The organism is Microbulbifer maximicatervae (SeqCode) (assembly GCF_052467385.1).
The window spans coordinates 4,827,907-4,850,663 of the sequence record NZ_CP174311.1 but is presented as its reverse complement, the minus strand read 5'-3'; the positions used below and the strand labels follow the sequence as shown (position 1 = coordinate 4,850,663).

At 52.2% G+C, this 22,757-nt stretch carries 28 protein-coding genes and 1 pseudogene; 15 read left to right on the top strand and 14 right to left on the bottom strand.

The window, feature by feature from the left end:
- Positions 1-96 precede the first annotated feature (96 nt).
- From ACJJIR_RS20740 to bla, 6 genes and pseudogenes are all read left to right on the top strand, one after another.
- Positions 97-315, top strand: coding sequence for a DUF3565 domain-containing protein (locus tag ACJJIR_RS20740; protein ID WP_252084134.1), 219 nt, complete (start codon positions 97-99; stop codon positions 313-315).
- A 2-nt stretch (positions 316-317) separates the two neighbouring features.
- A pseudogene (locus ACJJIR_RS20735) lies at positions 318-771 on the top strand (YaiI/YqxD family protein).
- 17 nt (positions 772-788) lie between these two features.
- A complete protein-coding gene (locus ACJJIR_RS20730) occupies positions 789-1,292 on the top strand; it encodes a GNAT family N-acetyltransferase (RefSeq protein WP_444906663.1) in 504 nt (167 codons plus the stop codon).
- Positions 1,293-1,304: 12 nt separating this feature from the next.
- Positions 1,305-1,862, top strand: coding sequence for a GNAT family N-acetyltransferase (locus tag ACJJIR_RS20725; RefSeq protein ID WP_444906662.1), 558 nt, complete (start codon positions 1,305-1,307; stop codon positions 1,860-1,862).
- A gap of 147 nt (positions 1,863-2,009) precedes the next feature.
- On the top strand, positions 2,010-2,960 hold the full coding sequence (locus ACJJIR_RS20720; RefSeq protein WP_444906661.1) for an alpha/beta hydrolase family protein: 951 nt from the start codon (positions 2,010-2,012) through the stop codon (positions 2,958-2,960).
- Between the two features lie 15 nt (positions 2,961-2,975).
- Positions 2,976-3,842 carry a subclass B3 metallo-beta-lactamase gene (gene bla, locus ACJJIR_RS20715; RefSeq protein WP_444908442.1) on the top strand — a complete coding sequence of 289 codons (867 nt, stop codon included), beginning with the start codon at positions 2,976-2,978 and terminating at the stop codon, positions 3,840-3,842.
- A gap of 31 nt (positions 3,843-3,873) precedes the next feature.
- Here the strand turns inward: bla and ACJJIR_RS20710 are convergent, their stop codons facing one another.
- Genes ACJJIR_RS20710 through ACJJIR_RS20700 form a run of 3 tightly spaced genes read right to left on the bottom strand, consistent with a single transcriptional unit; the run spans position 3,874 to position 4,806 of the window.
- Positions 3,874-4,071, bottom strand: coding sequence for a putative antibiotic biosynthesis monooxygenase (locus tag ACJJIR_RS20710; protein WP_444906660.1), 198 nt, complete (start codon positions 4,069-4,071; stop codon positions 3,874-3,876).
- Positions 4,068-4,511 (bottom strand): MarR family winged helix-turn-helix transcriptional regulator, encoded by a 444-nt coding sequence (locus ACJJIR_RS20705; protein WP_444906659.1) that lies wholly within the window; start codon positions 4,509-4,511, stop codon positions 4,068-4,070. Before ACJJIR_RS20705 ends, ACJJIR_RS20710 begins: the two co-directional genes overlap by 4 nt.
- Positions 4,512-4,518: 7 nt before the next feature.
- On the bottom strand, positions 4,519-4,806 hold the full coding sequence (locus tag ACJJIR_RS20700) for a putative quinol monooxygenase (protein ID WP_444906658.1): 288 nt from the start codon (positions 4,804-4,806) through the stop codon (positions 4,519-4,521).
- 311 nt (positions 4,807-5,117) lie between these two features.
- On the opposite strand from ACJJIR_RS20700, the gene ACJJIR_RS20695 reads away from it, so the two are divergent.
- On the top strand, positions 5,118-5,819 hold the full coding sequence (locus tag ACJJIR_RS20695; RefSeq protein ID WP_444906657.1) for a YopT-type cysteine protease domain-containing protein: 702 nt from the start codon (positions 5,118-5,120) through the stop codon (positions 5,817-5,819).
- A gap of 85 nt (positions 5,820-5,904) precedes the next feature.
- Here ACJJIR_RS20695 and ACJJIR_RS20690 read toward each other — a convergent pair whose 3' ends face one another.
- Together ACJJIR_RS20690 and ACJJIR_RS20685 are read right to left on the bottom strand one after the other, a co-directional pair.
- On the bottom strand, positions 5,905-7,395 hold the full coding sequence (locus ACJJIR_RS20690; RefSeq protein WP_444906656.1) for a YifB family Mg chelatase-like AAA ATPase: 1,491 nt from the start codon (positions 7,393-7,395) through the stop codon (positions 5,905-5,907).
- Between the two features lie 29 nt (positions 7,396-7,424).
- Positions 7,425-7,673 carry an accessory factor UbiK family protein gene (locus ACJJIR_RS20685; protein ID WP_282930338.1) on the bottom strand — a complete coding sequence of 83 codons (249 nt, stop codon included), beginning with the start codon at positions 7,671-7,673 and terminating at the stop codon, positions 7,425-7,427.
- 432 nt (positions 7,674-8,105) lie between these two features.
- Between ACJJIR_RS20685 and ACJJIR_RS20680 the strand changes: the two genes are divergently transcribed.
- The 5 genes from ACJJIR_RS20680 to ACJJIR_RS20660 all read left to right on the top strand — a co-directional run bounded on the left by ACJJIR_RS20680 (position 8,106) and on the right by ACJJIR_RS20660 (position 11,561).
- Positions 8,106-8,822, top strand: a complete 717-nt coding sequence (locus ACJJIR_RS20680) for a TorF family putative porin (protein ID WP_444906655.1) — start codon at positions 8,106-8,108, stop codon at positions 8,820-8,822.
- Between the two features lie 52 nt (positions 8,823-8,874).
- A complete protein-coding gene (locus ACJJIR_RS20675) occupies positions 8,875-9,213 on the top strand; it encodes a P-II family nitrogen regulator (protein ID WP_282930336.1) in 339 nt (112 codons plus the stop codon).
- Positions 9,214-9,267: 54 nt separating this feature from the next.
- The gene (amtB, locus tag ACJJIR_RS20670; RefSeq protein WP_282930335.1) at positions 9,268-10,527 is read left to right on the top strand and encodes an ammonium transporter AmtB; all 1,260 of its coding nucleotides are present in this window, start codon (positions 9,268-9,270) and stop codon (positions 10,525-10,527) included.
- An 87-nt stretch (positions 10,528-10,614) separates the two neighbouring features.
- Positions 10,615-10,953 carry a P-II family nitrogen regulator gene (locus ACJJIR_RS20665; RefSeq protein ID WP_108731383.1) on the top strand — a complete coding sequence of 113 codons (339 nt, stop codon included), beginning with the start codon at positions 10,615-10,617 and terminating at the stop codon, positions 10,951-10,953.
- Between the two features lie 383 nt (positions 10,954-11,336).
- On the top strand, positions 11,337-11,561 hold the full coding sequence (locus tag ACJJIR_RS20660; RefSeq protein WP_108731384.1) for a hypothetical protein: 225 nt from the start codon (positions 11,337-11,339) through the stop codon (positions 11,559-11,561).
- 74 nt (positions 11,562-11,635) lie between these two features.
- Here the strand turns inward: ACJJIR_RS20660 and ACJJIR_RS20655 are convergent, their stop codons facing one another.
- The 4 genes from ACJJIR_RS20655 to lptM all read right to left on the bottom strand — a co-directional run bounded on the left by ACJJIR_RS20655 (position 11,636) and on the right by lptM (position 15,036).
- On the bottom strand, positions 11,636-12,373 hold the full coding sequence (locus ACJJIR_RS20655; protein WP_444892562.1) for a DUF484 family protein: 738 nt from the start codon (positions 12,371-12,373) through the stop codon (positions 11,636-11,638).
- A gap of 123 nt (positions 12,374-12,496) precedes the next feature.
- The gene (gene dapF / locus ACJJIR_RS20650; RefSeq protein WP_444892563.1) at positions 12,497-13,327 is read right to left on the bottom strand and encodes a diaminopimelate epimerase; all 831 of its coding nucleotides are present in this window, start codon (positions 13,325-13,327) and stop codon (positions 12,497-12,499) included.
- Between the two features lie 93 nt (positions 13,328-13,420).
- A complete protein-coding gene (gene lysA, locus ACJJIR_RS20645) occupies positions 13,421-14,674 on the bottom strand; it encodes a diaminopimelate decarboxylase (RefSeq protein WP_444906654.1) in 1,254 nt (417 codons plus the stop codon).
- Between the two features lie 11 nt (positions 14,675-14,685).
- The gene (gene lptM, locus ACJJIR_RS20640) at positions 14,686-15,036 is read right to left on the bottom strand and encodes an LPS translocon maturation chaperone LptM (protein ID WP_282930330.1); all 351 of its coding nucleotides are present in this window, start codon (positions 15,034-15,036) and stop codon (positions 14,686-14,688) included.
- 107 nt (positions 15,037-15,143) lie between these two features.
- Between lptM and cyaY the strand changes: the two genes are divergently transcribed.
- Positions 15,144-15,470 (top strand): iron donor protein CyaY, encoded by a 327-nt coding sequence (gene cyaY, locus ACJJIR_RS20635; RefSeq protein WP_444906653.1) that lies wholly within the window; start codon positions 15,144-15,146, stop codon positions 15,468-15,470.
- A 7-nt stretch (positions 15,471-15,477) separates the two neighbouring features.
- On the opposite strand, the gene argH is transcribed toward cyaY, so the two are convergent.
- A complete protein-coding gene (gene argH / locus ACJJIR_RS20630; protein WP_444906652.1) occupies positions 15,478-16,902 on the bottom strand; it encodes an argininosuccinate lyase in 1,425 nt (474 codons plus the stop codon).
- A gap of 89 nt (positions 16,903-16,991) precedes the next feature.
- Here argH and ACJJIR_RS20625 point away from each other — a divergent pair, with 89 nt between their 5' ends.
- Together ACJJIR_RS20625 and ACJJIR_RS20620 are read left to right on the top strand one after the other, a co-directional pair.
- Positions 16,992-18,149 carry a sensor histidine kinase gene (locus tag ACJJIR_RS20625; RefSeq protein WP_444906651.1) on the top strand — a complete coding sequence of 386 codons (1,158 nt, stop codon included), beginning with the start codon at positions 16,992-16,994 and terminating at the stop codon, positions 18,147-18,149.
- Positions 18,146-18,892, top strand: coding sequence for a LytR/AlgR family response regulator transcription factor (locus ACJJIR_RS20620; RefSeq protein WP_444906650.1), 747 nt, complete (start codon positions 18,146-18,148; stop codon positions 18,890-18,892). The genes ACJJIR_RS20625 and ACJJIR_RS20620 overlap by 4 nt, the downstream gene beginning before the upstream one ends.
- A gap of 3 nt (positions 18,893-18,895) precedes the next feature.
- Here the strand turns inward: ACJJIR_RS20620 and ACJJIR_RS20615 are convergent, their stop codons facing one another.
- From ACJJIR_RS20615 to ACJJIR_RS20600, 4 genes are all read right to left on the bottom strand, one after another.
- Positions 18,896-19,504: a LysE family translocator gene (locus tag ACJJIR_RS20615; RefSeq protein ID WP_444906649.1), complete on the bottom strand. Its 609-nt coding sequence runs from the start codon at positions 19,502-19,504 to the stop codon at positions 18,896-18,898.
- Positions 19,505-19,515: 11 nt separating this feature from the next.
- Positions 19,516-20,265, bottom strand: a complete 750-nt coding sequence (locus ACJJIR_RS20610) for an SDR family oxidoreductase (RefSeq protein WP_444895473.1) — start codon at positions 20,263-20,265, stop codon at positions 19,516-19,518.
- A 236-nt stretch (positions 20,266-20,501) separates the two neighbouring features.
- Entirely contained in the window at positions 20,502-21,653 is a 1,152-nt protein-coding gene (locus ACJJIR_RS20605; protein ID WP_108731394.1) for a PilT/PilU family type 4a pilus ATPase, read from the bottom strand.
- Positions 21,654-21,713: 60 nt separating this feature from the next.
- The gene (locus ACJJIR_RS20600) at positions 21,714-22,748 is read right to left on the bottom strand and encodes a type IV pilus twitching motility protein PilT (RefSeq protein WP_108731395.1); all 1,035 of its coding nucleotides are present in this window, start codon (positions 22,746-22,748) and stop codon (positions 21,714-21,716) included.
- Between the last annotated feature and the right edge of the window lie 9 nt (positions 22,749-22,757).

The following is a 22,757-nucleotide window of genomic DNA, read 5'->3' as shown; positions in this document are numbered from 1 at the left end:
GAATCATCCCAGTACCAGTGCGAACCACCGGCCACACGTATACTTTGCCCTTGGGATTGGCTATAACTGCGCCTTATTCCCTGCTTGTGTAACCCCATGCAACAACCCATCGCCGGCTACCACCTGGATGAAGAGAATCACTGGGTGGCGGAGCTCGCCTGTGGCCACTTCCAACATGTACGCCACAATCCTCCCTGGACCAACCGGCCCTGGGTGATCACTGAACAAGGGCGCGAGTCCATGCTGGGATTCCAGCTCAATTGCAAGAAATGCGATGAGGGTGCACCGCCCGATACGCTCGAAAAGGTTGTATAGCCATGACAAAACTCTGGGTCGATGCCGACGCCTGCCCAGTCGCCATCAAGGAAATCCTGTTTCGCGCCGCTGAGCGCACAGCCACAGAACTGACTTTGGTGGCCAACCAAGCGGTGCGGGTGCCGCCGTCGCGCTATATTCGCTCCGTGCAAGTGACAGCGGGTTTTGATGTGGCGGATAACGAGATAGTGCAGCGCTGCGAGGCGGGGGACCTGATTATTACTAGCGATATCCCACTGGCAGCAGAGGTGATCGAACAAGGGTGCTGAAGCCCTTAACCCCCGTGGGGAGCGCTATACCAAGGCCAATATCCGCGCGCGTCTGAATATGCGGGACTTTATGGATACCCTACGCTCCAGCGGCGTGCATACCGGCGGACCACCGGCCCTTAGCCAGGCGGACCGCAAAGCTTTTGCCGATCAGTTAGATAGATGGCTGGCAAAGAGTCGCAAGTAACTTTAAGGAGAATTGCCGTGGATAATTTGAGACTGAAGCCAATGGAAGAGTGGCAATTCCCAACATTGATGTCTTGGCTACCTGATAGGGAGCAGTGCCAACAGTGGGGTGGTCCTGATTTCAGGTTTCCGTTCGAGGGGAGGTCCTTCTTGGAGGATTGTCGTTGGCCGGAGTTGCCCAGCTACGCACTTCAGGACAGCAGCGGTGATGTGCTGGCTTTTGGGCAGTATTACCAACACCTGGGTCGTTGCCACCTAAGTCGCCTAATTGTCTCTCCCAATCATCGCGGAGCCGGATTAGGGCGTGCGCTGGTAGTACAGCTTGCACAAACAGGAGCCAGAGCCCTGGATGCAATCGAGTGCTCTTTATTTGTCCTGCGTACTAATCTAGCGGCACGGACTCTCTACCAGAAATTGGGTTTTGAGGAAGCGGCTTATCCAGGGCAGCGAAAATGGCTGGATCAGTGCGATTTTATGGTCGCACCGTCTGTAGATTTTCAGCAGAAACAAAATATTGAATAGCGCGAATATTTCATGCCTGAATTAATACAACCCACGACCGAACGCTTACAGCTGCGCCAGTGGCGAGCGGAAGATAAGCCTGTATTCGCGGAAATGAATGCCGACCCAAGGGTGATGGAGTTTTTCCCCTCATTGCTGACGCGACAGCAGAGTGATGCCGGTGTGGATCGCAGTATTGCGCATATTGAGAAGTACGGCTGGGGCTTTTGGGCCTTGGAGCTGAGAGACACCAACGAGTTTCTCGGATTTGTCGGTATGAAAAATGTGACCGAAGATTTGCCCTTCACTCCAGCGGTAGAGATTGGCTGGCGCTTGGCCTTTCCCCATTGGGGAAAAGGCTATGCCAGTGAAGCTGCACAAGCATCTTTGGATGTAGCTTTTAATACCCTGAATCTCAGCGAAGTCGTTTCCTTTACTGCACTACAAAACCTTCGTTCCCAGCGGGTGATGGAGCGACTGGGTATGCGGCGGGATTCTCTCGTCTTTGAACATCCACTGGTCCCCAGCGAAAGCCATCTACAGCGGCACTGCCTTTATCGCTTAAGTGCTGATGATTGGAAAAAATCTTGATGTGATTAGCTTCAGTTAGCTCGGGAACCATTACTTTTTCTTGGGTTCGGAGAGGGGATGAATATGAGGTTCACCCCCCCTCTTCAACAATAACCAAGCAAATATAGCCCCACCATTAATTTCAGGTGAGGGCAGGGAGTTCTCGCTATGGGTTTTCTTAAATCGGCCTTTATAACGGCAACTGGTTTTCTGCTAGCGACTTTGCATATCGGCGTGTCCGCCGAACCTCTACTTAAAGTCAGTAAACGCCCTGATGGATCAACGCTTTACTGGTCTTTAGAGCAACCATCGGCTAAAGGGAAATATGGCTTGTTCCTGATAGCCCAGGGATCTGGCTGCCTACCTGCTGTTAAAAATACTACTATCCAGCAGGCTAAAGAGTTAGCGGCAGGATATGTTGTTTTAGTGGTAGAAAAATATGGTGTAACTCACTCTGACAGCCCGGAAGAGCAATTTAAAGATTGTTCAAAAGAGTATGTAGCTAACCATACCGTTGAGCAGCGTGCGGTAGATGTAGAGCAGATTGTCGACGAACTGCGCGGGGCTGATTGGTGGAATGGCAAGCTGGTCTTGTTCGGCGGTTCCGAAGGTGGTGATCTTGTTGCACGACTGGCGCCGAGGCTAAATCCCGATGCGGCAGTGGTCTTTTCAAGTGGATTGGGGGAATCCTTTGCTCAAGTGCTAAAGAGCTTGGTTCCGCCCCACGTAGCTAAAGAGGTAGATGCCAAACTCGCCTATGCCCGAGCTAACCCAGAAAGCGCGGAAGTCTGGGGTGGAAACTCTATGCGTTGGTGGGCCGATGTCGTCGATCGGGTACCGGTCAACGATTTATTGAACAGCCATGCCCCCATATTATTGATCCAGGGCACAGAAGATAAATCTGCCCCGGTCAGTTCCGGCCGAGCAGCACGAGATGCCTATGTATCAGCCGGACGTTGTGAGCTGACTTATTGGGAGTACTCCGGTTACGATCACTATATGACAGATAGGGATGGCGTAAATCACCGGGGAGAAGTCTTTGAAAGAATTTCTGGATGGATCAAAAAGACTGCACTAAATGGAGCTCCCGGGTGTATCTCTGGTGCCGGTAAAAGTTGAGACTGATCAATGAATATAAGAATCCAATTAGCCGCAATAGTAATGGCAGCTTATTCCAGTTTTTCGGCAGCGGAAAACTATGCTGTCTTACCACAACTGGAAACCTACAAAGTACCAGAATCCTGGCGTCAGCCAGTAGCGCCTCTAAAGATTGCAGGTAACACGTGGCAAATAGGTACCGAGGGAATTACCTCACTGTTGTTAAAAGGCAAAGAGGGATCAATTCTAATTGACGGTGGCATGGAACAAACGGCTGAGCATTTATTGGAGAATATGCGCAGATTGGGAGTCGCCCCCTCGGATCTCAAGTTAATCTTGCACAGTCAGGCCCATGCAGACCATGTAGGTTCCTTAGCCGAGCTAAAACGCGTAACTGGTGCACAGGTAGTAACCAATGCCGAGTCAGCGGTGTTAATGGCTCGCGGTGGTGCCAATGATATTCATTTTGCCGACGAACTTTTATATCCGCCAATAAAGGCGGATCGTATCCTGCACGATGGCGAGCAAGTGGTTCTAGGGGATTTGCGTCTACGCGTACATTTTATCCCAGGCCATACACCAGGCAGTATGGCCTGGACCTGGGAAGACAAAGTTGATGGTAAAACTAAAGATATAGCTTATGTGGATAGCCTTACAGCGCCCGGTTACCAACTGATTGATAACCGCCGCTATCCCAATATCTTAGAGGACTTCCGCACAAGCTTTGCCCGTGTGCGGGATTTACCTTGTGATTTACTACTTACCCCTCATGCACCTGCCAGCGGTTGGGAGTTTAAAAACAAAGCTATACAGAAAAAATCAGTAAGCTGTCATCAATATGCAGAGAAAGCGAAAGCAAAATTAAGTGAAAAGCTGGAAGCTGAGAAAGATCCTGCTGACTAGATATTTGCGCTACAAAACATGGCTCGGCATATTAATGCCGGGCCAAAAATTGATGCACCTTTGGCACAAGATAGAAATACATTAGTGGGACCAGAATAACGGTCATTATTAGCGCTTTTAAACTAATTGCAATTTGCAATTCCAGTGCCCGCATCCCTAGAAGTAATAGAGTGACAATAGGGTAAACCAATGCCCAGATGCACAGGGCGTGCAGTATCGGTTTCTTCATTTGTTCAATTCCTCCATAAATTTAGAAATTGTCTTAAAATACCCGGGTAAGATTTTCTGTAAAAATTGTTTTCCACTCTTGGATAGTGCTACACATTTTGCCCTACCATCGCTGGAGTCTGCTTCCATAACGATGAGCTCATCTTCCACCATACTTTTGAGGGTTCGCGTCATTACCGGTCGAGAAACATCGATGCGCTCTGCGATTTCTGAAGCCAGCAAACTATCTCTTTGAGGCTCCCGGTCGATAACGATCATTACCAGGAAGCGCAGCTGGGAGGTTCCGTGTTCAGAAAAATACCCCTCCAGCTCCCGCAATAACAGACTCGCATCCCGCATCATGGTAAGGGCGCCCTGAACGGCAGCGGGATCTTTTACAGAAAATCGCTTGGAATATCCCTCAACCATCTGTTGTGAGGGAAGTTCTTTGAGAAAAAACATAAGGATATTAAGCTAACCTCTCCAGTTTATTGATCTCCACAGGCTCTTTTAGCCACTCTTTATAGGCTTCGAATATCGGGGTGATGTAGGGCATAGTGTAATGCTTATCGAGATCTTCCTGACTGCGCCACTCCTCGTATAAAAACAAGTTTTCCCCGTCCTCGTGTACTGCAAACTTCAGGCAGCCCTCTTCCTCCAATGTATTAGCCACTATGGACAGGATGGCCTGCTTGGCTTGTATGAAGAATTCAGCCTTGGGGGAAATCTTGGCAATAATGAATAGATGCTTGTTCATACATATAGTGCCTTTACATAGCGATGATTACCATGATAACTATTTGGGTGATTATGTCAACTGATCGCCATATCAATAATTGCAATGATTAATGGGAATGAATACAGGCCTATTTTAAGCGGGCTGGGTTTATAAAATACTGAAATCACTAGGGGGAGAAGTAGCAAGAAAAATCAAAAATACAGTAAAGCCTCACTGTAGGATGAAGGTTAATTGTTCATGTACATGCAATCGGACGAAAAGTTGTCGACAAATTGGGTTGTAACAATTTGTTGAATGATGATCGAAGCTTTTACTGGGTGAGGATAAATATGCCTTTATGGATGAATAGAACTGCAAGAGATACTCGCAGAATTATAGAAAGAGTTATCTTAGCAGCAAGAGCTCGGGGTTGTATTAGAGTTGTTGAGTTTTCACAATCCCCTGGAAGTAAAATTCACACTGTACTCACTAAAAGGGGAGTTGGAGATGGTATATGTATAGCACTAGCACTTTATTGGCTTATGGGGCAAATTAAAAACAGGGACTATCTAGGCCCTATGGTCAGGCAGAATAAGAGAGTTATTGCTGATGCTCTTTCACCGGCAATAGAATTATTTAATGCCACAAAAGCTGCGAATACTCAGATGAAGGATGCCCATTTGTGGATGAATACTCACGGTTTCGTAGGAAATATGCCCCGTAAAGAATATGTCAATAGACTTAGAAATTGGGTTGGTGATTACTGCTGTCAGGGGCCAGATATAAATCAATTTCGAATAATTTCCACTCGAAGTTTTCATTCGCATACTATGGCCTTGGATCTTGAAAATTTGATATTTTTTGATCCAAATATTGGGACTTTCCAATTTAATTATCTGGCGCACCTGAGGAATTTTTTAAGCGATGTGATCTTTCCTTATGGGGTTGGGGGACGTGAACAAGGTGCACAATATTTGGGGCGTAAAGTGCTCCATGTTTTGGAAATGGGGTCTTATAGTCGGGATCCTAATTTAAATTACTTCATGAGCTGATATTGAGTATCCACCTCAGCTTACGAATAAAGGTATCGAGACCGGAATAGATTCCTCGGGATGTGTAAGTGTTCATATAGGCAAGTTATGCCGTAGCCGTTTGGCGCCTGTCCAGATTGCGGTACGCCAAAGCTTCAGCAATTTGAGTTGTGCTTATACGTTCAGAATTAGCAAGGTCTGCCAAGGTTCGGGCTACTTTAAGGACCCGATGGTAACTACGCGCGGATAGCCCCAGTTTTTCCACCGACTGTCGTAAGAGGTGCTTTTCCTTTTCCCCCAAGGCACAGTGCTTTTCCAGCTCTGCGCCTTTTAACAGGTTATTTGTCTTACCTTGCCGCTGTATTTGTTGCTGGCGTGCGGCACAAACTCTCTCTCTCACGGCATCGGAAGTTTCTCCGGGAGCTGAGTCCTGTAATTGCACAGCATTCATAGCGCCCACCTCTACCTGCATATCGATACGATCCAGCAGAGGGCCTGAGAGCTTGTTACGATATCGATCTATCTGGTCTGGGGTACAGCGACAGCGGGGTTCGCCTAAATAGCCACAAGGGCAAGGGTTCATAGCCCCGACCAGCTGAAAGTGGGCGGGGTAGGTGACTTGGGCTCGAGCGCGGGAGATTCGCACTTCACCATTCTCCAGAGGTTCCCGCAGTATCTCCAGAGCGTGCCTGGGAAATTCGGGCATTTCATCGAGGAAAAGGACTCCCCGGTGTGCGAGGGATATCTCACCGGGCCTTGGGGTGCTGCCACCACCGACCAGTGCTGTTGGTGAGGCGCTGTGGTGCGGGGCCCTGAAAGGGCGCAGGCTCTGGTGAGGTAGGCCTGCGCTGGAGTAAACGCTCGCTACTTCTAATGACTCTTCAGTTGTCAGCGGGGGCAATATACCTGGCAGGCGGCTGGCCAACATGGTTTTGCCGGTGCCGGGAGGGCCGTAAAAAAGCAGATTGTGGCCGCCGGCTGCTGCTACTTCGAGCGCGCGGCGGGCCTTTAGTTGGCCGCGCACATCGGCCAAGTCTGCGCACAGGTGCTCTTCGGCAATAGGCTCTGCAACAGCTTTGGGCATAGATTCACGCCCATGAAGTTCGGCGCAAACTTCCAGCAGGGAGTTGGCAATGCTGACTTCGCCGGTAGCCAGCGCGGCTTCCGCACCGTTTTCCCTAGGCACAATGAGTTTACGGTCTTCATTGGTGCAGGCTACGGCTGCCGGTAAGCTACCACTTACTTCCCGCAAGGCGCCAGTGAGTGCTAGCTCGCCAATAAATTCATAACGTTCCAGCGTTTCGGTGGGAACCTGTCCCGAGGCGCTGAGAATACCGATGGCGATGGCCAGATCGTAGCGGCCACCTTCCTTGGGTAAGTCGGCGGGGGCGAGGTTGACGGTAATACGGCGCTGGGGGAAGTCGAAATGGCTGTTGATTAGGGCGCTGCGCACACGGTCGCGGCTCTCCCGCACCGCCGCTTCCGGTAAACCCACAATATGAAAAGCAGGGAGTCCATTTGCCAGGTGGGTTTCTACGGTAACCAGAGGTGCAGAGACCCCGAGCTGAGCTCGGGAGTAGGTGACTGAGAGGCTCACGATTTCATCCTTGAAGTGGCTCCCTGGGCTTAGTCCTTGGCGGCGCTGTCTCGCTGCGCCAGGGCTTGCTCCAGCATTTCGACCTTATCTTCGAGTCGTGCCAGCTTTTCCCGGGTCCGGCGCAGTATCTCCACCTGGGTGTCGAACTCTCGCTGGGAGACCAATGGCAATTTATCCAGTGATACCTCCAGAGCACTGCGCAGGTCACTGGTCACCACGGCGCCCTGTTGTTGTAGCTCTTTCAGCAGCTGTTGCAGTTTATCTGCTGCCACGGGCATTTCCTCGCTAAATAAGATGGATATGAATAGCACGGGATTGTAACCCAGTGCATTTTTTGGAAAAAGCAGCCTAACAGCGCACCGTTCTGAGCGCACCTTAATCTTTACCTCCCCACTTCAGTGCAAAGGAAGAAAGGTAGTTCCATGTTGGTGCAACACTTTGCCTCCGAGTTTCTATTCGTACGAATTTTACTAATTCAATTACTCCTAACTTATTGATTTTGCTTGCGGTTGCAGTGTTGGCATCAAGTCTGCAAACAATCTGTGCAGGTGTCCCATTAACGATCATTGGGAGTCTGGGAAAGTAGCAGTTCACGAGACGCAAGCGACCCTCTGTCACACCCGACAGTGAAGGACTGATTGCAGGCGGCGCCATAAAAGCACTCGAAAAAACAGCTTCAAAAGCCTTGGAGGATTAAAGTGGAAAATAAAATGTATAAAGTTGCCACTCTCGTCACCGGTGCCGTTCTCGCACTGGGCGCTGCAAATTTATCGATGGCTGCCGAGGGCGGTCCCAGCATTAGTGCCAATGTAGGTCTTGTTTCTGACTATAGATTTCGTGGTATTAGCCAGACTGATGGAGGCCCCGCATTACAGGGGGGTGTCGATGTCGATTTTGGAAACGGCATTTATATTGGCACCTGGGCATCCCAAGTGGATTTTGATTACGAGACTGATCAAACCGACTACGAACAGGATTTTTACGGCGGTTATAGTGCGGATATCAATGACAGCGTTAGCTTTGATGTTGGCTACATTTATTACGCCTATCACGGTGGAAGTGAAGATGAAGATTATCAGGAAATATACGGCAGCCTGAGTTTTTCAGACTTAACGTTGGGGTTTGCCTATTCCGATGATTATTGGGCGGATACCGGTGAATTTTATTACCCTTATGCGGAATATAGTTTCGCTCTTCCCTCAGATCTTTCTCTCGATCTACATCTGGGATTAAACCTCTTTGAAGAAGAAGAAGGTTTTCTCGATGGATCTGATTCCTATATCGATTACTCCGTTTCCCTCAGTAAAGAATTTGGCGACTTGAGCCTGAGCGCTTCTTTCGTGGGCACCGATGTCAGCGATAAAGAGTGCTACGAGACCGACTGGTGCGAACCTACATTGCTCGCTGGCGCGACTTATACCTGGTAATACAAAAGGGCCTTCGTTAATGCGAGGGCTCGTTTTTCTTTAGGGGAATACCATGAAATTAATCACTGCAATCATTAAACCCTTCAAGCTGGATGCTGTGAGAGATGCCCTGCGGGAGTCGGGGGTTAATGGTGTAACGGTCACTGAAGTGAAGGGCTTTGGTCGCCAAAAAGGGCATACGGAATTGTATCGCGGCGCAGAGTATGTGGTGGATTTTCTTCCGAAAACCATGCTGCAAATAGCGGTGGCGGATTCGCAACTGGATGCGGTTATCGAAGCAATTGGTTCCAGCGCGCAGAGTGGCAAGATCGGTGACGGAAAAATATTTGTCGCAGAGCTTGAGCAGGTCGTGCGCATACGTACCGGAGAAACCGGTAATGCAGCAATTTAATTAAAAACCGAAAACATAATTTTAATAAATATCCAGATTTGAACGGAGAGGAATATGGAGAACCAAATTTTTCAATTGCAGTATGCAATTGATACTTTTTACTTTCTGATGTGCGGCGCCTTGGTAATGTGGATGGCCGCCGGCTTTTCCATGCTGGAAGCCGGCTTGGTGCGCTCCAAAAATACCACGGAAATTCTCACCAAGAATGTGGCCCTGTTTGCGATTGCCTGCATTATGTATCTGCTGACTGGCTACGCCATTATGTACGATGGTGGCTGGGCATTGTCCGGTATTGAGGCGTTTAGTCTGGAAGGCGTCCTCAGCGATTCTGCAGAAAATGGTTTTGAAGGTGACTCCGTTTATTCCGGAGCTTCAGACTTTTTCTTCCAGGTGGTTTTTGTAGCTACCGCCATGTCCATTGTGTCCGGTGCGGTTGCCGAGCGTATGAAGCTGTGGAGCTTCCTGGCCTTTGCAGTAGTTTTGACCGGTTTCATCTATCCACTGGAAGGTGCCTGGACTTGGGGTAGTAAAGAGGTTTTCGGCCTGTATAACTTGGGCGATCTCGGTTTCTCTGATTTTGCCGGTTCCGGTATCGTGCATATGGCGGGTGCAGCGGCTGCGCTTGCTGGTGTCCTGCTATTGGGCGCGCGCAAAGGCAAATACGGCCCCAACGGCCAAGTGTATGCCATTCCCGGTGCTAACTTGCCGTTGGCAACCCTGGGTACCTTTATCCTGTGGATGGGCTGGTTTGGCTTCAACGGCGGCTCGGTGCTGAAGCTAGGCGATGCTGCCAGTGCACACTCCGTAGCCATGGTCTTTGTTAATACCAATACCGCTGCTGCCGGTGGTGCTATTGCTGCACTGATCACCGCCCGTATCCTGTTCGGTAAAGCTGATCTGACCATGTTGCTCAATGGTGCCCTGGCAGGTCTGGTAGCAATTACTGCGGAGCCTTCGACCCCGACTGCATTGCAGGCAACCCTCTTCGGTATGATCGCCGGTGTGTTGGTGGTCTTCTCTATCATCACCCTGGATAAGCTGAAAATTGATGATCCGGTGGGCGCTATCTCTGTACACGGCGTTGTCGGCTTGCTCGGTTTGCTATTGGTACCCGTGACTAACAATGATTCCAGTTTCAGCGGGCAATTGATTGGTGCACTGACCATCTTTGGCTGGGTATTCGTCAGTTCATTTGCAGTGTGGTACCTGCTCAAGCTCGTCACTGGTATCCGTGTGAGCGAAGATGAGGAGCAAGAGGGTGTTGACTTGACCGAATGCGGAATGGAAGCTTACCCGGAATTTATGAACAAGTAAGTTAACAGTGTCGGTGCTGCCCCATAGGCGGGGCAGTGGCCTGGGTAAGGTTCTCTCGACGAGGACGAATCAGGGGAAATACTCAAGATGAAATTGATTACGGCTGTAGTAAAGCCCTTCAAATTGGATGATGTACGCACTGCCCTGTCTGAAGTGGGCGTGCAAGGAATGACCGTCACCGAGGTAAAAGGTTTTGGGCGTCAAAAAGGCCATACAGAACTTTATCGTGGCGCCGAATATGTGGTGGACTTCCTACCGAAAGTAAAATTGGAACTCGCTGTTGATGATGAGATGGTGGACTCCGCTGTTGAGGCAATCACCAAGGCGGCGCAAACCGGCAAAATTGGTGACGGCAAAATCTTTATCACAGCTCTCGAAGAAGTCATTCGTATCCGTACCGGTGAAACCGGTAGCGAAGCTGTGTAACCTGTTTGATAACTCTTTCATAACGTAGCGATTGAGTATCATAAGCCCCGCAAGGGGCTTTATACGCACTTCTGATAAGTCCCACTATCTCGCCTTCGATCTTTGTTATCTATTTAGCTTGAAATACCTGCTACCGGTGCAGGCGCAAAAATCTGCATAACTAACTGAAATATTCCCATTTCATTTCCCAACAAAAAACTCTACAGCCTCCTCCTTGTGATACTGGCACGGGGGTGGGGAACTGCCTATAAATTAATCGCCGCTATTGACGCGGTAGGGGATCGCCACTGAAAAGTGGTTGTCAGTTTTGTAGATGCCGCGGGAAAGGGGCGGCACAGAGGTACTCCCTCTGTAACAGGAGTAAAGGTTACAGGGTTTTAGCTATGAAAGATGGTTATGAAGATCAGGGTAAGAACTCTCGCAGCAAGGACTCCGAGGAATTTGCAGAAGAACGCAGTATCACCTCTCGCCAGCGCGCCAGAAGCCAGTTAAGTTCCGATGTAGAGGAGTTTCTCGCCGGTGGCGGCGCGATTAGTGAAGTTGATCCAGAAGTTACCGCCGACCCCCCGCGCAAACCGCAGCCAAAATACGGCAGCCGCCCTATCTAATCTCTCTGGTCGCTGTTGCTCCTCCAGCAGGAGGAGTGACAGTTGGCCAAACCCCTCTCAGCCTCTCAGAGCTTTTACCGATTGAGCAGTTTCGGTAGCAGGCGCTCCAGGACTTCGCCGATATAGGATAGGAATAAAGTGCCCAGGCTAGACCGGTAGTACTGGGGATCAGCAGAGCCTACCGCTAGGGTGCCAAGTTGATTGCCCAAAGGAACTACGGCAGCTGAAGCGATATATTGCGCTTTTTCCGCAAATAGGAACTCTTTTTCCCGCTGGCGCAAAACACCACAGATGGGGCGGCCGTTACGAATTATTCCGCCAATTGCCGTCTCGGCATCGGAAAATGTGCTGGTCTGAACTTGTCCCAGGCTTTGGCGGGGGGCAGATAATGGCTCGAACAGAGTCAGGCTGGTGAACTCAACATTGAAGTCAGCGGCGAAACTGGCGTAGAGAGCTTCTGTGACTTCGCCGATATTTTCAGCTTCCAGCAGTTCAAGGATAAGTCGGCGGCTATTGAAAAATAACTGGTCGTTGTCCCGGGCGTTGTGCAAGAGCTGGTCGAGGCGCTGGCGCATTTCGATATTGCGCTCACGCAGCAAATTCGTTTGGTGGGTCATCAGCGACACGGTCTTGCCATTTTCCCGCGGCAACTTGATAGTTTCCAGCAGTTCCATGCGCTCTTCAAAGAACTCCGGGTTTTGAATCAGGTAGCGGGCTACCTGCCGTGCCAGCAGTTTATCGTCACGCTGGGTTTCCTTGTGAGTGTCGCCGGCAATCTCTTCGGGGGGCTGATTGGCGTCTGTGTGTTCCATTGTGTTTGCTTTTTCTGGCACGGGGATGGGGCATCGGACAACTGATGTGGCGAAGCGTTCTGCTCTCTGAGTTATCCCGTACCCGCTTGTGGCGGGTTTACTGCCAAATACCCGGACAATTGTTTAGAGAATAATCTGCCCGTGAAAAACCGTGGTTGCGGGCCCGGTCATAGTAACTGGCTGGCCGGGTCCGCTCCAGTGAATTGTCAGTGTGCCACCTGGGAGCTGAATTTGGACTTTGTCATCCACCAGGTTTCGCAGGCGAGCGTATACCATGGCAGCACAGGCGCCGGTGCCACAGGCACGAGTTTCGCCAACCCCGCGCTCAAATACCCTGAGCTGGGCTTCGGTGCGTGTATCCACTTGCAGAAAGCCAGCGTTGACCTTTTGCGGGAACCGCGGATGGCGTTCAATTAGGGGCCCGAGTCTTTCTACCGGTGCGGAAGTGATATCTTCCACCAGCAGAATCGCGTGGGGGTTTCCCATGGATACAGCACCAATGGTGAAGGTCTCCCCGTCCACTTCCAGGGGATAGGACTCTGCACGGCGATCGGCGGAAAAAGGTACTTTTTGGGGCTCGAGGACCGGTGCCCCCATATCGACACTAACCTGATCCCCGTCCAGCACTCTCAGGTGCAGTAAACCGGCGGCAGTTTCTACCTGGATATTTTTCTTACCGGTAAGGCGGCGTTCACGTACAAAGCGGGCAAAGCATCGGGCGCCATTGCCGCAATTTTCCACTTCGCTGCCATCGGCGTTAAATATGCGATAGCGAAAATCCGCCTCGGGTGTGCGGGGCGGCTCCACCAGCAGTACCTGGTCGCAGCCCACGCCGAGGCAGCGGTCTGCCAGGCGACGAGTTTTTTCCGGGGTCAGTTTAATTTTTTGGCTGACGCCGTCGAGCATCACGAAATCGTTGCCGAGCCCATGCATCTTGCTGAATTTAACGCGCATTCCATTTCTCTGTTCGTACTGATTTTCCGCGGCGTTAGCTGCGGTTTGGGGCCCGGGCTGAAAAATGGACCCCACTGCGATGCAAGTAGCTGATCAGGCTTTTTTGGGGACAGTGGTCTCACCGCGAACCAAGTCGGCAAAAGTCTCCCGCTCACGCACCAGGTAAGTTTTGTCGCCATCCACAAGTACTTCAGCAGCGCGACAGCGGCTGTTGTAATTGGAACTCATGGTGAAACCGTAGGCACCGGTCGACAACATGGCTAACAGTTGCCCCTCTCGCAGAGATTGGGAGCGGTTTTTACCCAGGAAGTCACCCGTTTCGCATACCGGACCGACAATATCCCACAGGGTACTTTCACTCTCGTCCGGTGTCACTGGCACAATATCCTGCCATGCCTGGTAAAGGGCCGGACGCAGGTTGTCATTCATGGCGGCGTCGACGATAGCGAAGTTGTGTTCTTCGGTACGCTTCAGGTATTCGACCCGGGTCAGCAGGGCGCCGCCGTTGGCGGCAATGGAACGGCCGGGTTCGAGAATCAGGGATAAATTGCGTTCGCCGATACGCTTGTGGACCTCCGCCAAGTAGTCCCCGACAGGGGGTGGTTCTTCACCCCGATAGCGCACGCCGAGGCCTCCGCCCAGATCCAGGTGCTCCAGGGTAATTCCTAACTCGGCGAGCTGATCGATAAGAACCAGCAGGCGATCGAGTGCATCTAGGAAGGGGGCGACTTCGGTGAGCTGGGAACCGATATGGCAGTCCACACCGGTAATTTTCAGGTGCTCGGAATCCGCCGCGCGCTGATAAACCTCGATCGCCTTGTCTATGGCGATGCCAAATTTATTTTCTTTGAGACCGGTGGAAATATAGGGGTGGGTTTGGGCATCCACATCGGGATTGACCCTGATGGAAATTGGGGCGGTCTTGCCACACTCTGCGGCCACGCGCTCAAGTCGGTTAATTTCCGCTTCTGATTCAATATTGAAGCAGTGCACTCCAACCTCCAGAGCGCGCCGCATTTCCTCTGAGGTTTTACCCACTCCGGAAAATACGATTCGCGATGGGTCGCCGCCGGCGAGCAGCACTCGCTCAAGTTCCCCGCCGGAAACAATATCAAAGCCCGCCCCCAGCTGTGCCAGCACTGACAGAATGCCCAGGTTACTGTTGGCTTTCACTGCGTAGCAGATTAGGCCGGGGCGATTGCCGAGGGCCTCGGCGTAATCCCGATATTGCCGTTCAAAGTGTGCGCGGCTGTAGACATAAGTGGGGGTGCCGAAATTCTCAGCTATTTGTTCCAGTGAAACCTGCTCAGCCCACAGGCTACCGTCGCGATAACTAAACTCTCTCATATGGCCGGTTCTTACTCTTCTAAATCTTCCTCGACATTGGAGTCATCCGCTGTGCCCGATTCGTCGTCGACTTCGATAGTCGGGCCGGTCTCAATGGTGTCATCGATATCAAAGTCGGGCCCATAGCCGTCTTCAGATTCAATTTCATCAACGGTTTCCACCGCTTGCTCTGCTGCAGAGCCGGGCTCGCCGGGTTGTGCTGCACCACTGGTGGGTACTGTCTCCGGCGGGCCACCTGGAATATTGGAGGCGGGCATGGCGGGGTCCTGTGGAAGATAGAGAGGACCTTTTTGGCCACAGCCCAGTAACAGTGCGGTGGCACCGATGGTGATGGTTAATAGAGAGAGTCGTTTTTTGAGCATCGATAACATCCTGAGAGTCGGAGATTCGCAGCGGCAACCGGCAAAAGCCTGATAGTATAGCGGCCCACCTGATTCAACACATTACACGGTAACAGAAGTAACCAAAGATGAGCCAAGCGGAATATGATGCGGCTGTGGAGCAGACTCTAATCGGTATTGAGGATGCACTCGATCACTGCGATTGGGATATCGACTACGAACGCAGTGATGCGGTGCTGACCCTGACCCTGGAAGACAATGGCAGCCAGGTAATTCTCTCGCGCCAGTCTGCCAACCGGGAGTTGTGGGTCGCCGCCAAATCCGGTGGCTACCATCTTTCTTTTGAAAACCCCGGTTGGAAGTGCACCACGACCGGTGAGGACCTGCCGACTTTGCTCGACCGCGTATTGAGCGAGCAGCAAGGCGAACAGGTTTCCCTCGAATTATCCGCTTAAACAGCGCTTAAGCGCGCTGCGAAATCTCTTCCCGTGCGCGCTTACAGGCCGCGCGCACTTGGTTCGGTGCGGTACCGCCAATATGATCGCGAGCCGCAACCGAGCCCTCTAAAGTCAGCACCTCAAATACATCTTCGCCAATTTCTGTTGAGAACTGTTGTAGTTGGGCCAGGCTGAGTTCGGATAAGTCTTTATCCTGTTCAATAGCAAAGGATACGGACTGCCCGACAATTTCGTGAGCATCGCGGAAGGCCACCCCTTTGCGTACCAGATAATCGGCCAGATCCGTCGCGGTGGAGAAGCCCTTGGCCGCAGCTTCCAGCATATTTTCTTTTTTTGCCTTCAGTGCCGGCGCCATATCGGCAAACGCGCGCAGGCAATCCAGTGCGGTATCGGCGGCATCGAATAGCGGCTCTTTATCCTCCTGGTTGTCCTTGTTGTAGGCCAGCGGTTGGCTCTTCATCAGTGTGAGCAGCGCAATCAGGTGGCCGTTAACCCGGCCGGTTTTTCCGCGCACCAGCTCCGGAACATCGGGGTTTTTCTTCTGCGGCATAATTGAGGAGCCGGTGCAGAAGCGATCGGGCAGGTCAATAAAATCGAACTGGCTGGAAGTCCATAGCACTAGCTCTTCACTGGCCCGAGACAGATGGGTGAGCAGCAGCGCGGCGAAAGCACAGAACTCGATAGCGAAGTCCCGGTCGCTGACTGAGTCGAGGGAGTTTTCTGTGGGGGCATCGAAGCCCAGCAGCTCCGCTGTGCGTGCGCGATTGATCGGATAGCTGGTGCCGGCCAGTGCTGCGGCCCCCAGCGGTGAGCGGTTAACCCGTTTGCGACAATCCATGAGGCGCTCGAAATCCCGGCTCAGCATGGCATTCCAGGCCAGTAAGTGGTGGCCAAAGGTCACCGGTTGCGCGCTCTGTAAGTGAGTAAAGCCGGGCATAATGGTATCGGCTTCGCGCTCCGCTAAATCGACCAAGCCATTTTGTAGGCGGGTCAGTTCGGCAGCAATTAGATCGATGCGCCCACGCAGCCACAGGCGGATGTCGGTTGCCACCTGATCGTTGCGCGAGCGGCCGGTATGCAATTTCTTGCCAGTGGCACCAATGCGTTGGGTCAGGCGCGCTTCGATATTCATATGCACATCTTCGAGCTGCACAGACCAGGGAAATTCTCCCGCTTTTATCTCTTCGGCGATGCCCTTCAGGCCGTCGGCTATCTTGTGATATTCATCAGCACTTAATACCCCCACTTCTGACAACATCTGCGCGTGGGCAAGTGATCCCTGGATGTCTTCCATGGCCATGCGCTGGTCAAAAGTCACCGAGGCGGTAAATCGCTCGACAAAGGCATCGGTGGCTTCACTAAAGCGGCCGCCCCAGAGTTTGGCGGCAGGATTGTTGGCGGACTCGGAGGGGGATTTTTCGTTACTCATGGTTTTCCTGGCTGCAGTGAGGTGAAAGGCTGGGGAGCTTGGTGATATCTTGCGCTTGGAACTTTGGGACAATCAAGAATAACAACTGCATGTCATTCCCCTGGCCGTCGGGCATTATAACGCAGAAAATTCGAAAATATCGCACAGAAAATAAGGATTCTGCGCAATCTGGGCAGCTTCCGTTTCTGCCAGACCTCTGCAGTGTCACCTCTCTGGCGGTACTGGTGTTGATGGGGGAATTGCTGGCATTGGTGCTGGTCCTGGCCCTGGATGGTTTACCGGAATTCAGTTGGCAGCGCCTGGGGCTGATCTCTCTGGTGATCCAATGGGTGATATTGCCCTCGGCCGCGCTACTTTGCCGGCTTCGGCCGAGCCTGGCGAAAATGCCCCACAAACTCGCTGGCGGCTTGAGTTTTATTGCAGTGCTGTCGGTGCTCATATTGGTGATGGCAGTGCAGCGCTCCCTGCGCGCGGTGTTGTTGCAGACCAGCTTTGACAGCTGGGGGTTTGCGGGCGACTGCCTGCTTGGGGCTATTTGTGCGGGGGTGGTATTGCGCTACGCCTATCTTCAGCAACAACTCTACAACCAGCAGCAGGCGGAGCTCGGTGCCCGAATTGAGGCACTTCAATCGCGGATTCGCCCCCATTTCCTCTTTAACAGTATGAACAGCCTGGCTAGTTTGATCGCTGTTGATCCTGATCGCGCGGAGCGGTTGGTAGAGGATTTATGTGCATTATTTCGTGCAAGCCTCGCCGATCCAAAGCTGGTGCCTTTAGCGCAAGAGATTACTCTAGCCCAACGCTATTTGGAGATTGAAGCCCTACGTCTGGGGGAGCGTTTGCGCCAGAGTTGGCAGCTAGACGCGGGCCTGGATAAGGTTCAGCTGCCCAGTATGTTGCTACAACCCCTATTGGAGAATGCGGTGTTGCACGGTGTGGCACAGTTGCGGGCAGGCGGAGAGATCAGTGTACAACTCTCGCAAGAGGGGGGCATGTTCAAAGTTGTTATTGAAAACCCGTTGCCACAGGACAGTGCAGTTCCTGCGAAGACTGGTAATGGCATGGCGACAGAGAATATTCGCCAGCGTCTCACTGCATACTACGGCGATCGCTTCAAATTTACCGCCCGTCGGGAGGAGGGCCGGTACCGGGTCATACTACAGCTACCCTTATCTCCCCGGGAAGTGGACCGGCGGGAAATAGAGTCCACCACAAATTCCAAGAAGACTTTCGAGGTGATGGAGTGACCCAATTGCGCGTACTGATTATTGATGACGAGCCTTTGGCTCGTGCCCGTCTGCACCGGCAGTTGGAGAAGATTGATAATTGTATTGCTGTGGGAGAAGCGGCAGATATTGAAGTTGGATTATCACAGATCCGCGAACTCGACCCGGACCTTGTGCTATTGGATATTGAAATGCCCGGTGGTAGCGGCCTGGAATTGGCTCAGCAGTTATCCAGTTTTGCGTGTCCGCCGGCAATAATTTTCTGCACTGCTCACGATGAGTTTGCTTTGCCCGCTTTTGCCACCTCAGCGGTTGGGTATCTATTAAAACCTGTGAATGTCGAACAGCTGCGCGAGGCGGTTTCCAAAGCGCAGCGTCTGAGTAAGCCGCAGCAGCAGTTGTTAACTAAGCAGGATCTGGAGGAGCCCAGTGGCCGCAGCCGCATTAAGGCGATAAGCCGCCTGGGGGTGGAGCTGCTGGATGTAGATTCTATCCGCTGTTTGGTTGCGGACAGCAAGTATGTTGTAGCCCATCACTCCGCTGGAGAGACCATTCTGGACGAGTCTCTAAAAGAGCTTGAGAGTGAGTTTGGACAGCGTTTCGTGCGTATTCATCGCAGCGCGCTAGTGGCTGTGCAATATATTGTTGGGTTGCGCAGGGAAGGTACAAATTACCGGGTGGAGCTGGATGGCGTAACAGCAGCGCCGCTGGTGAGCCGGCGCATGCTGCCTTCGGTAAAAGGATTGATCGCAGAGATGTGTTAGAGCTTAAATGCTTCCGCGGATAAAAACAGCGAGTACGGCTGCCACCATTAATACCGCAAAACATACCCTGATTATTCGCGCCTGCCTGGGTTTATGAAAAACCGGCCTCAGGCTTCCTCCTAAGCACAACCAGATAAAATCCACCACAGTGGCTACCAGTAAACAGACCAACCCTGTAGCTAAATAGCTCAGGCCACTCTCTTCAATCGGTAGTAAGAATTGGGAAAATATGGCAAGGAAGGCGGCATAAGCCTTGGGGTTCAATAAGTTAAAAATAAACCCATCCAACAGCGACGGAGGCTGAGCTTCCGCCGATGCGCCCTGCTCCAGTACCGGGGCCGTGGCAATTTTGATCGCGATATAGCCAATATATAAGGCACCGCAAAGCTGAACCGCCAAGCGCGCTTCTGGCCAGGCTGCCAGCAGTGCGGCGATGCCGGCGGTTGCCCCGACAATGGCGACACTCAGGCCGAGCAGGATGCCGATAAGGAAACCGCCGCTTTTTCTCACTCCAAATGTCGCTCCCGATGCGGCCAGGGCAAGTGGTGCCGGGCCAGGGGAGCCGAGTAATAGAGCGGTTGCTGCAATTAGTGAAAAGAGTGCTTCTAACATAATTTTTGGTCCTACTTCCCGCCTGCAACGTCAATAAATGAACCGGTAGTAAAGGTGGATTCATCACCGAGTAGCCAAGCCACAGCTTTAGCCACTTCCTCTGCTCGCCCCCCACGCTTGAGTGGAATCGCAGACTTTACTCGCTCAATTCTGTCTGCTTCGCCACCATCAGCGTGCATTTCTGTATAAATAAAGCCAGGCCTAACACCATTTACGCGAATCCCTTCATCGGCAACTTCCTGGCTGAGCCCGATGGTCAGCGTATCGACAGCGCCCTTACTCGCTGCATAGTCGATGTACTCGTTAGGTGATCCCGAACGGCTGGCAGCAGAGGAAATATTCACGATGGTTCCTCCAGTGCCCCCATTTTTGATAGACATTCTTTTGATTGCTTCCCGGCAGCAGAGCAGGGTGCCGGTGATGTTGGTACGCAGGATTTCATTGATGCGCTCAGCGTCCATCGTTTCGACGCGCATTTGCGGTTTAATGATTGCCGCGTTGTTAACCAGGCAGCTAATTGGGCCTAGTTGCTCGTCGACCATATTGAATAGCTGAACAATATCTTTCTCTGAGGATATATCGGCGCGAACGGCTATTGCTAAAACACCAAAAGATCGAAGTTCGACGATCAGTTCTTCCGCTTGCTGCTTGCGCTGCCGGTAGCTAATGGCAATCTGGTACCCCCTGTGGGCAAGTAATTTGGCTGTCGCGGCACCAATGCCCCGGTTGCCGCCAGTGATCAAGGCAACTTTTTTATTCATATTGATTGGTCACTCTTTAAACGGGATATTGCGCAGGAAAATAGAGACTTATTGAAAGGCTATTTTCTTCCAATAAAAATGCTGCAGAAAAGAGCCTGCGATATCATTCAATATCGGGCGGGATCAGCTTTTGCATTGCGGAAATATCCGCAGCGGATTATACCGGGTGAAAACCGTTTACAGGCTGGGGACCTTTGATATGTCTGTAAACGGTTTTGATCTGGCTGGATCGGGGGCTAGTAGAGCTGAGGACCACCGTCTCCGTACTCTGAATCATTTTGTAGACTCAACTCGCCAGCGGCACTATTTAAGTACTCGGCATCGGATTCGGATTTGAGCTTAATCATCAGGCGCAAATCGTTGGCGGAGTCGGCGTGGGAGAGGGCATCCTCATAGGTAATTTCTCCCCCATCGTAGAGCTCGTAGAGTGCCTGGTCGAAGGTCTGCATTCCCTGCTCACCAGAGCGCTTCATCAACTCCTTGATCTTATCCACTTCGCCTTTGCGGATCAGGTCCGACATCAGTGGGGTATTGATCATGATCTCAAGGCAGGCACGGCGGCCATCGCCATCGGGGGTCGGTACCAGCTGCTGGGCCACCATCGCCTTCAGGTTGAGGGACAGGTCCATAAACAACTGTTTGTGGCGGTCTGCCGGGAAGAAATGAATGATCCGATCTAGGGCCTGGTTAGCATTGTTGGCGTGGAGGGTGCACAGACACAAATGGCCGGTCTCGGCGAAAGCGATGGCGTGGTCCATGGTTTCGCGGGAGCGCACCTCACCGATCAGAATAACATCTGGTGCCTGACGCAGAGTGTTTTTCAGGGCTACATCGAAAGACTCGGTATCCAGGCCCACTTCGCGCTGGGTCACAATACAGCCGCGATGCTGGTGGATAAATTCGATCGGGTCCTCAATGGTGATGATATGACCCTTGGTGTTCTCATTGCGGTGGCCGATCATGGAGGCGAGGGATGTGGACTTACCGGTACCGGTGGCGCCCACAAAAATAATCAGCCCGCGTTTGGTCATGGCCAAGTCTTTGAGTACGTCGGGTAGTCCGAGTCCATCGATAGTGGGGATTTTGGTTTCGATGCGACGCAGCACCATACCTACCAGATTGCGCTGAAAGAAGGCCGATACCCGGAAACGCCCCACGTTGCGCACTGCAATCGCGAAGTTCAATTCCTTTTGCTCGGCAAACTCGCGCCGCTGTTTCTCGTTCATGGTTCCCACCACCAGCTCGCGCGCTTTCTCTGGCGTGAGCGCGGTGCTGCTGCAGGGCACCACTCGGCCGTGCAGTTTGATGGAGGGCGGGACGCCCGCCGTGATAAATAAATCCGAAGCGCCCTTCTCTACAACCAGTTGTAGAAGTCTTTCAATATCCATGGTGTTTACCGCGTTTTATCTCGACTTTTCTTCCCCAGATTGGGGGCGGGTTTTGGCCGTTTAGAAGTTCTCCGGCATCTTGGCTTTCTCGCGAGCCACTTCGCGACTGATGATGCGGCGTGCCACCAGGTCTTCCAGACATTGGTCCATGGTCTGCATGCCGACGCTGGCTCCGGTCTGGATGGCCGAGTACATCTGCGCGATTTTGTCTTCGCGGATCAGGTTACGGATGGCTGGGGTACCACGCATAATTTCGTGGGCAGCAACCCGGCCACCGCCGTTTTTCTTCATTAGCGTCTGGGAGATAACGGCCTGTAGGGATTCCGATAGCATTGAACGCACCATGGCTTTCTCCTGCGCCGGGAATACATCCACCACACGGTCAATGGTTTTGGCGGCGGAAGTGGTGTGCAGGGTGCCGAATACCAAGTGACCGGTCTCTGCCGCAGTCAGCGCCAGGCGAATGGTTTCCAGGTCCCGCATCTCACCCACGAGAATGATATCCGGGTCTTCACGCAGTGCGGAGCGCAGTGCCTCGGCAAAGCCGTGGGTATCCCGGTGCACCTCACGCTGGTTCACCAGGCACTTCTTGGATTCGTGCACAAATTCGATCGGGTCCTCGATGGTGAGGATATGCTCGTACTTGTTGTCGTTGATGTAGTCCATCATCGCCGCCAGGGTGGTGGACTTACCGGAACCCGTGGGCCCGGTTACCAGCACCAAGCCACGGGGAGTATCTGAGATCTGTTTAAACACCTGACCCATTCCCAGGTCTTCCATAGTGAGAACCTTGGAGGGAATGGTCCGGAATACGGCGCCGGCACCTCGGTTGTGGTTAAAGGCGTTTACACGAAAGCGGGCGACACCGGGGACTTCAAAAGAGAAGTCTGTTTCCAGTAGTTCTTCGTAATCCTTGCGCTGCTTATCGTTCATGATCTCGTAGATCAGGCCGTGTACCTGCTTGTGCTCCATTGAGGGCAGGTTGATACGGCGCACGTCGCCGTCGACACGGATCATCGGCGGCAGGCCCGCCGAGAGGTGTAAGTCCGAGGCGTTTTGCTTGGCGCTAAAGGCGAGGAGTTCAGTGATATCCATACTGCTACC

Excerpts from the sequence above, each read along its gene's own strand:
- ACJJIR_RS20740 (WP_252084134.1), top strand. The coding sequence starts at position 97 with ATGCAACAACCCATCGCCGGCTACCACCTGGATGAAGAGAATCACTGG.
- ACJJIR_RS20725 (WP_444906662.1), top strand. The coding sequence starts at position 1,305 with ATGCCTGAATTAATACAACCCACGACCGAACGCTTACAGCTGCGCCAG.
- ACJJIR_RS20720 (WP_444906661.1), top strand. The coding sequence starts at position 2,010 with ATGGGTTTTCTTAAATCGGCCTTTATAACGGCAACTGGTTTTCTGCTA.
- ACJJIR_RS20710 (WP_444906660.1), bottom strand. The coding sequence starts at position 4,071 with ATGAAGAAACCGATACTGCACGCCCTGTGCATCTGGGCATTGGTTTAC.
- ACJJIR_RS20705 (WP_444906659.1), bottom strand. The coding sequence starts at position 4,511 with ATGTTTTTTCTCAAAGAACTTCCCTCACAACAGATGGTTGAGGGATAT.
- ACJJIR_RS20700 (WP_444906658.1), bottom strand. The coding sequence starts at position 4,806 with ATGAACAAGCATCTATTCATTATTGCCAAGATTTCCCCCAAGGCTGAA.
- ACJJIR_RS20695 (WP_444906657.1), top strand. The coding sequence starts at position 5,118 with ATGCCTTTATGGATGAATAGAACTGCAAGAGATACTCGCAGAATTATA.
- ACJJIR_RS20685 (WP_282930338.1), bottom strand. The coding sequence starts at position 7,673 with ATGCCCGTGGCAGCAGATAAACTGCAACAGCTGCTGAAAGAGCTACAA.
- ACJJIR_RS20680 (WP_444906655.1), top strand. The coding sequence starts at position 8,106 with ATGTATAAAGTTGCCACTCTCGTCACCGGTGCCGTTCTCGCACTGGGC.
- ACJJIR_RS20675 (WP_282930336.1), top strand. The coding sequence starts at position 8,875 with ATGAAATTAATCACTGCAATCATTAAACCCTTCAAGCTGGATGCTGTG.
- amtB (WP_282930335.1), top strand. The coding sequence starts at position 9,268 with ATGGAGAACCAAATTTTTCAATTGCAGTATGCAATTGATACTTTTTAC.
- ACJJIR_RS20665 (WP_108731383.1), top strand. The coding sequence starts at position 10,615 with ATGAAATTGATTACGGCTGTAGTAAAGCCCTTCAAATTGGATGATGTA.
- ACJJIR_RS20660 (WP_108731384.1), top strand. The coding sequence starts at position 11,337 with ATGAAAGATGGTTATGAAGATCAGGGTAAGAACTCTCGCAGCAAGGAC.
- ACJJIR_RS20655 (WP_444892562.1), bottom strand. The coding sequence starts at position 12,373 with ATGGAACACACAGACGCCAATCAGCCCCCCGAAGAGATTGCCGGCGAC.
- dapF (WP_444892563.1), bottom strand. The coding sequence starts at position 13,327 with ATGCGCGTTAAATTCAGCAAGATGCATGGGCTCGGCAACGATTTCGTG.
- lysA (WP_444906654.1), bottom strand. The coding sequence starts at position 14,674 with ATGAGAGAGTTTAGTTATCGCGACGGTAGCCTGTGGGCTGAGCAGGTT.
- lptM (WP_282930330.1), bottom strand. The coding sequence starts at position 15,036 with ATGCTCAAAAAACGACTCTCTCTATTAACCATCACCATCGGTGCCACC.
- cyaY (WP_444906653.1), top strand. The coding sequence starts at position 15,144 with ATGAGCCAAGCGGAATATGATGCGGCTGTGGAGCAGACTCTAATCGGT.
- argH (WP_444906652.1), bottom strand. The coding sequence starts at position 16,902 with ATGAGTAACGAAAAATCCCCCTCCGAGTCCGCCAACAATCCTGCCGCC.
- ACJJIR_RS20625 (WP_444906651.1), top strand. The coding sequence starts at position 16,992 with ATGTCATTCCCCTGGCCGTCGGGCATTATAACGCAGAAAATTCGAAAA.
- ACJJIR_RS20615 (WP_444906649.1), bottom strand. The coding sequence starts at position 19,504 with ATGTTAGAAGCACTCTTTTCACTAATTGCAGCAACCGCTCTATTACTC.
- ACJJIR_RS20610 (WP_444895473.1), bottom strand. The coding sequence starts at position 20,265 with ATGAATAAAAAAGTTGCCTTGATCACTGGCGGCAACCGGGGCATTGGT.
- ACJJIR_RS20605 (WP_108731394.1), bottom strand. The coding sequence starts at position 21,653 with ATGGATATTGAAAGACTTCTACAACTGGTTGTAGAGAAGGGCGCTTCG.
- ACJJIR_RS20600 (WP_108731395.1), bottom strand. The coding sequence starts at position 22,748 with ATGGATATCACTGAACTCCTCGCCTTTAGCGCCAAGCAAAACGCCTCG.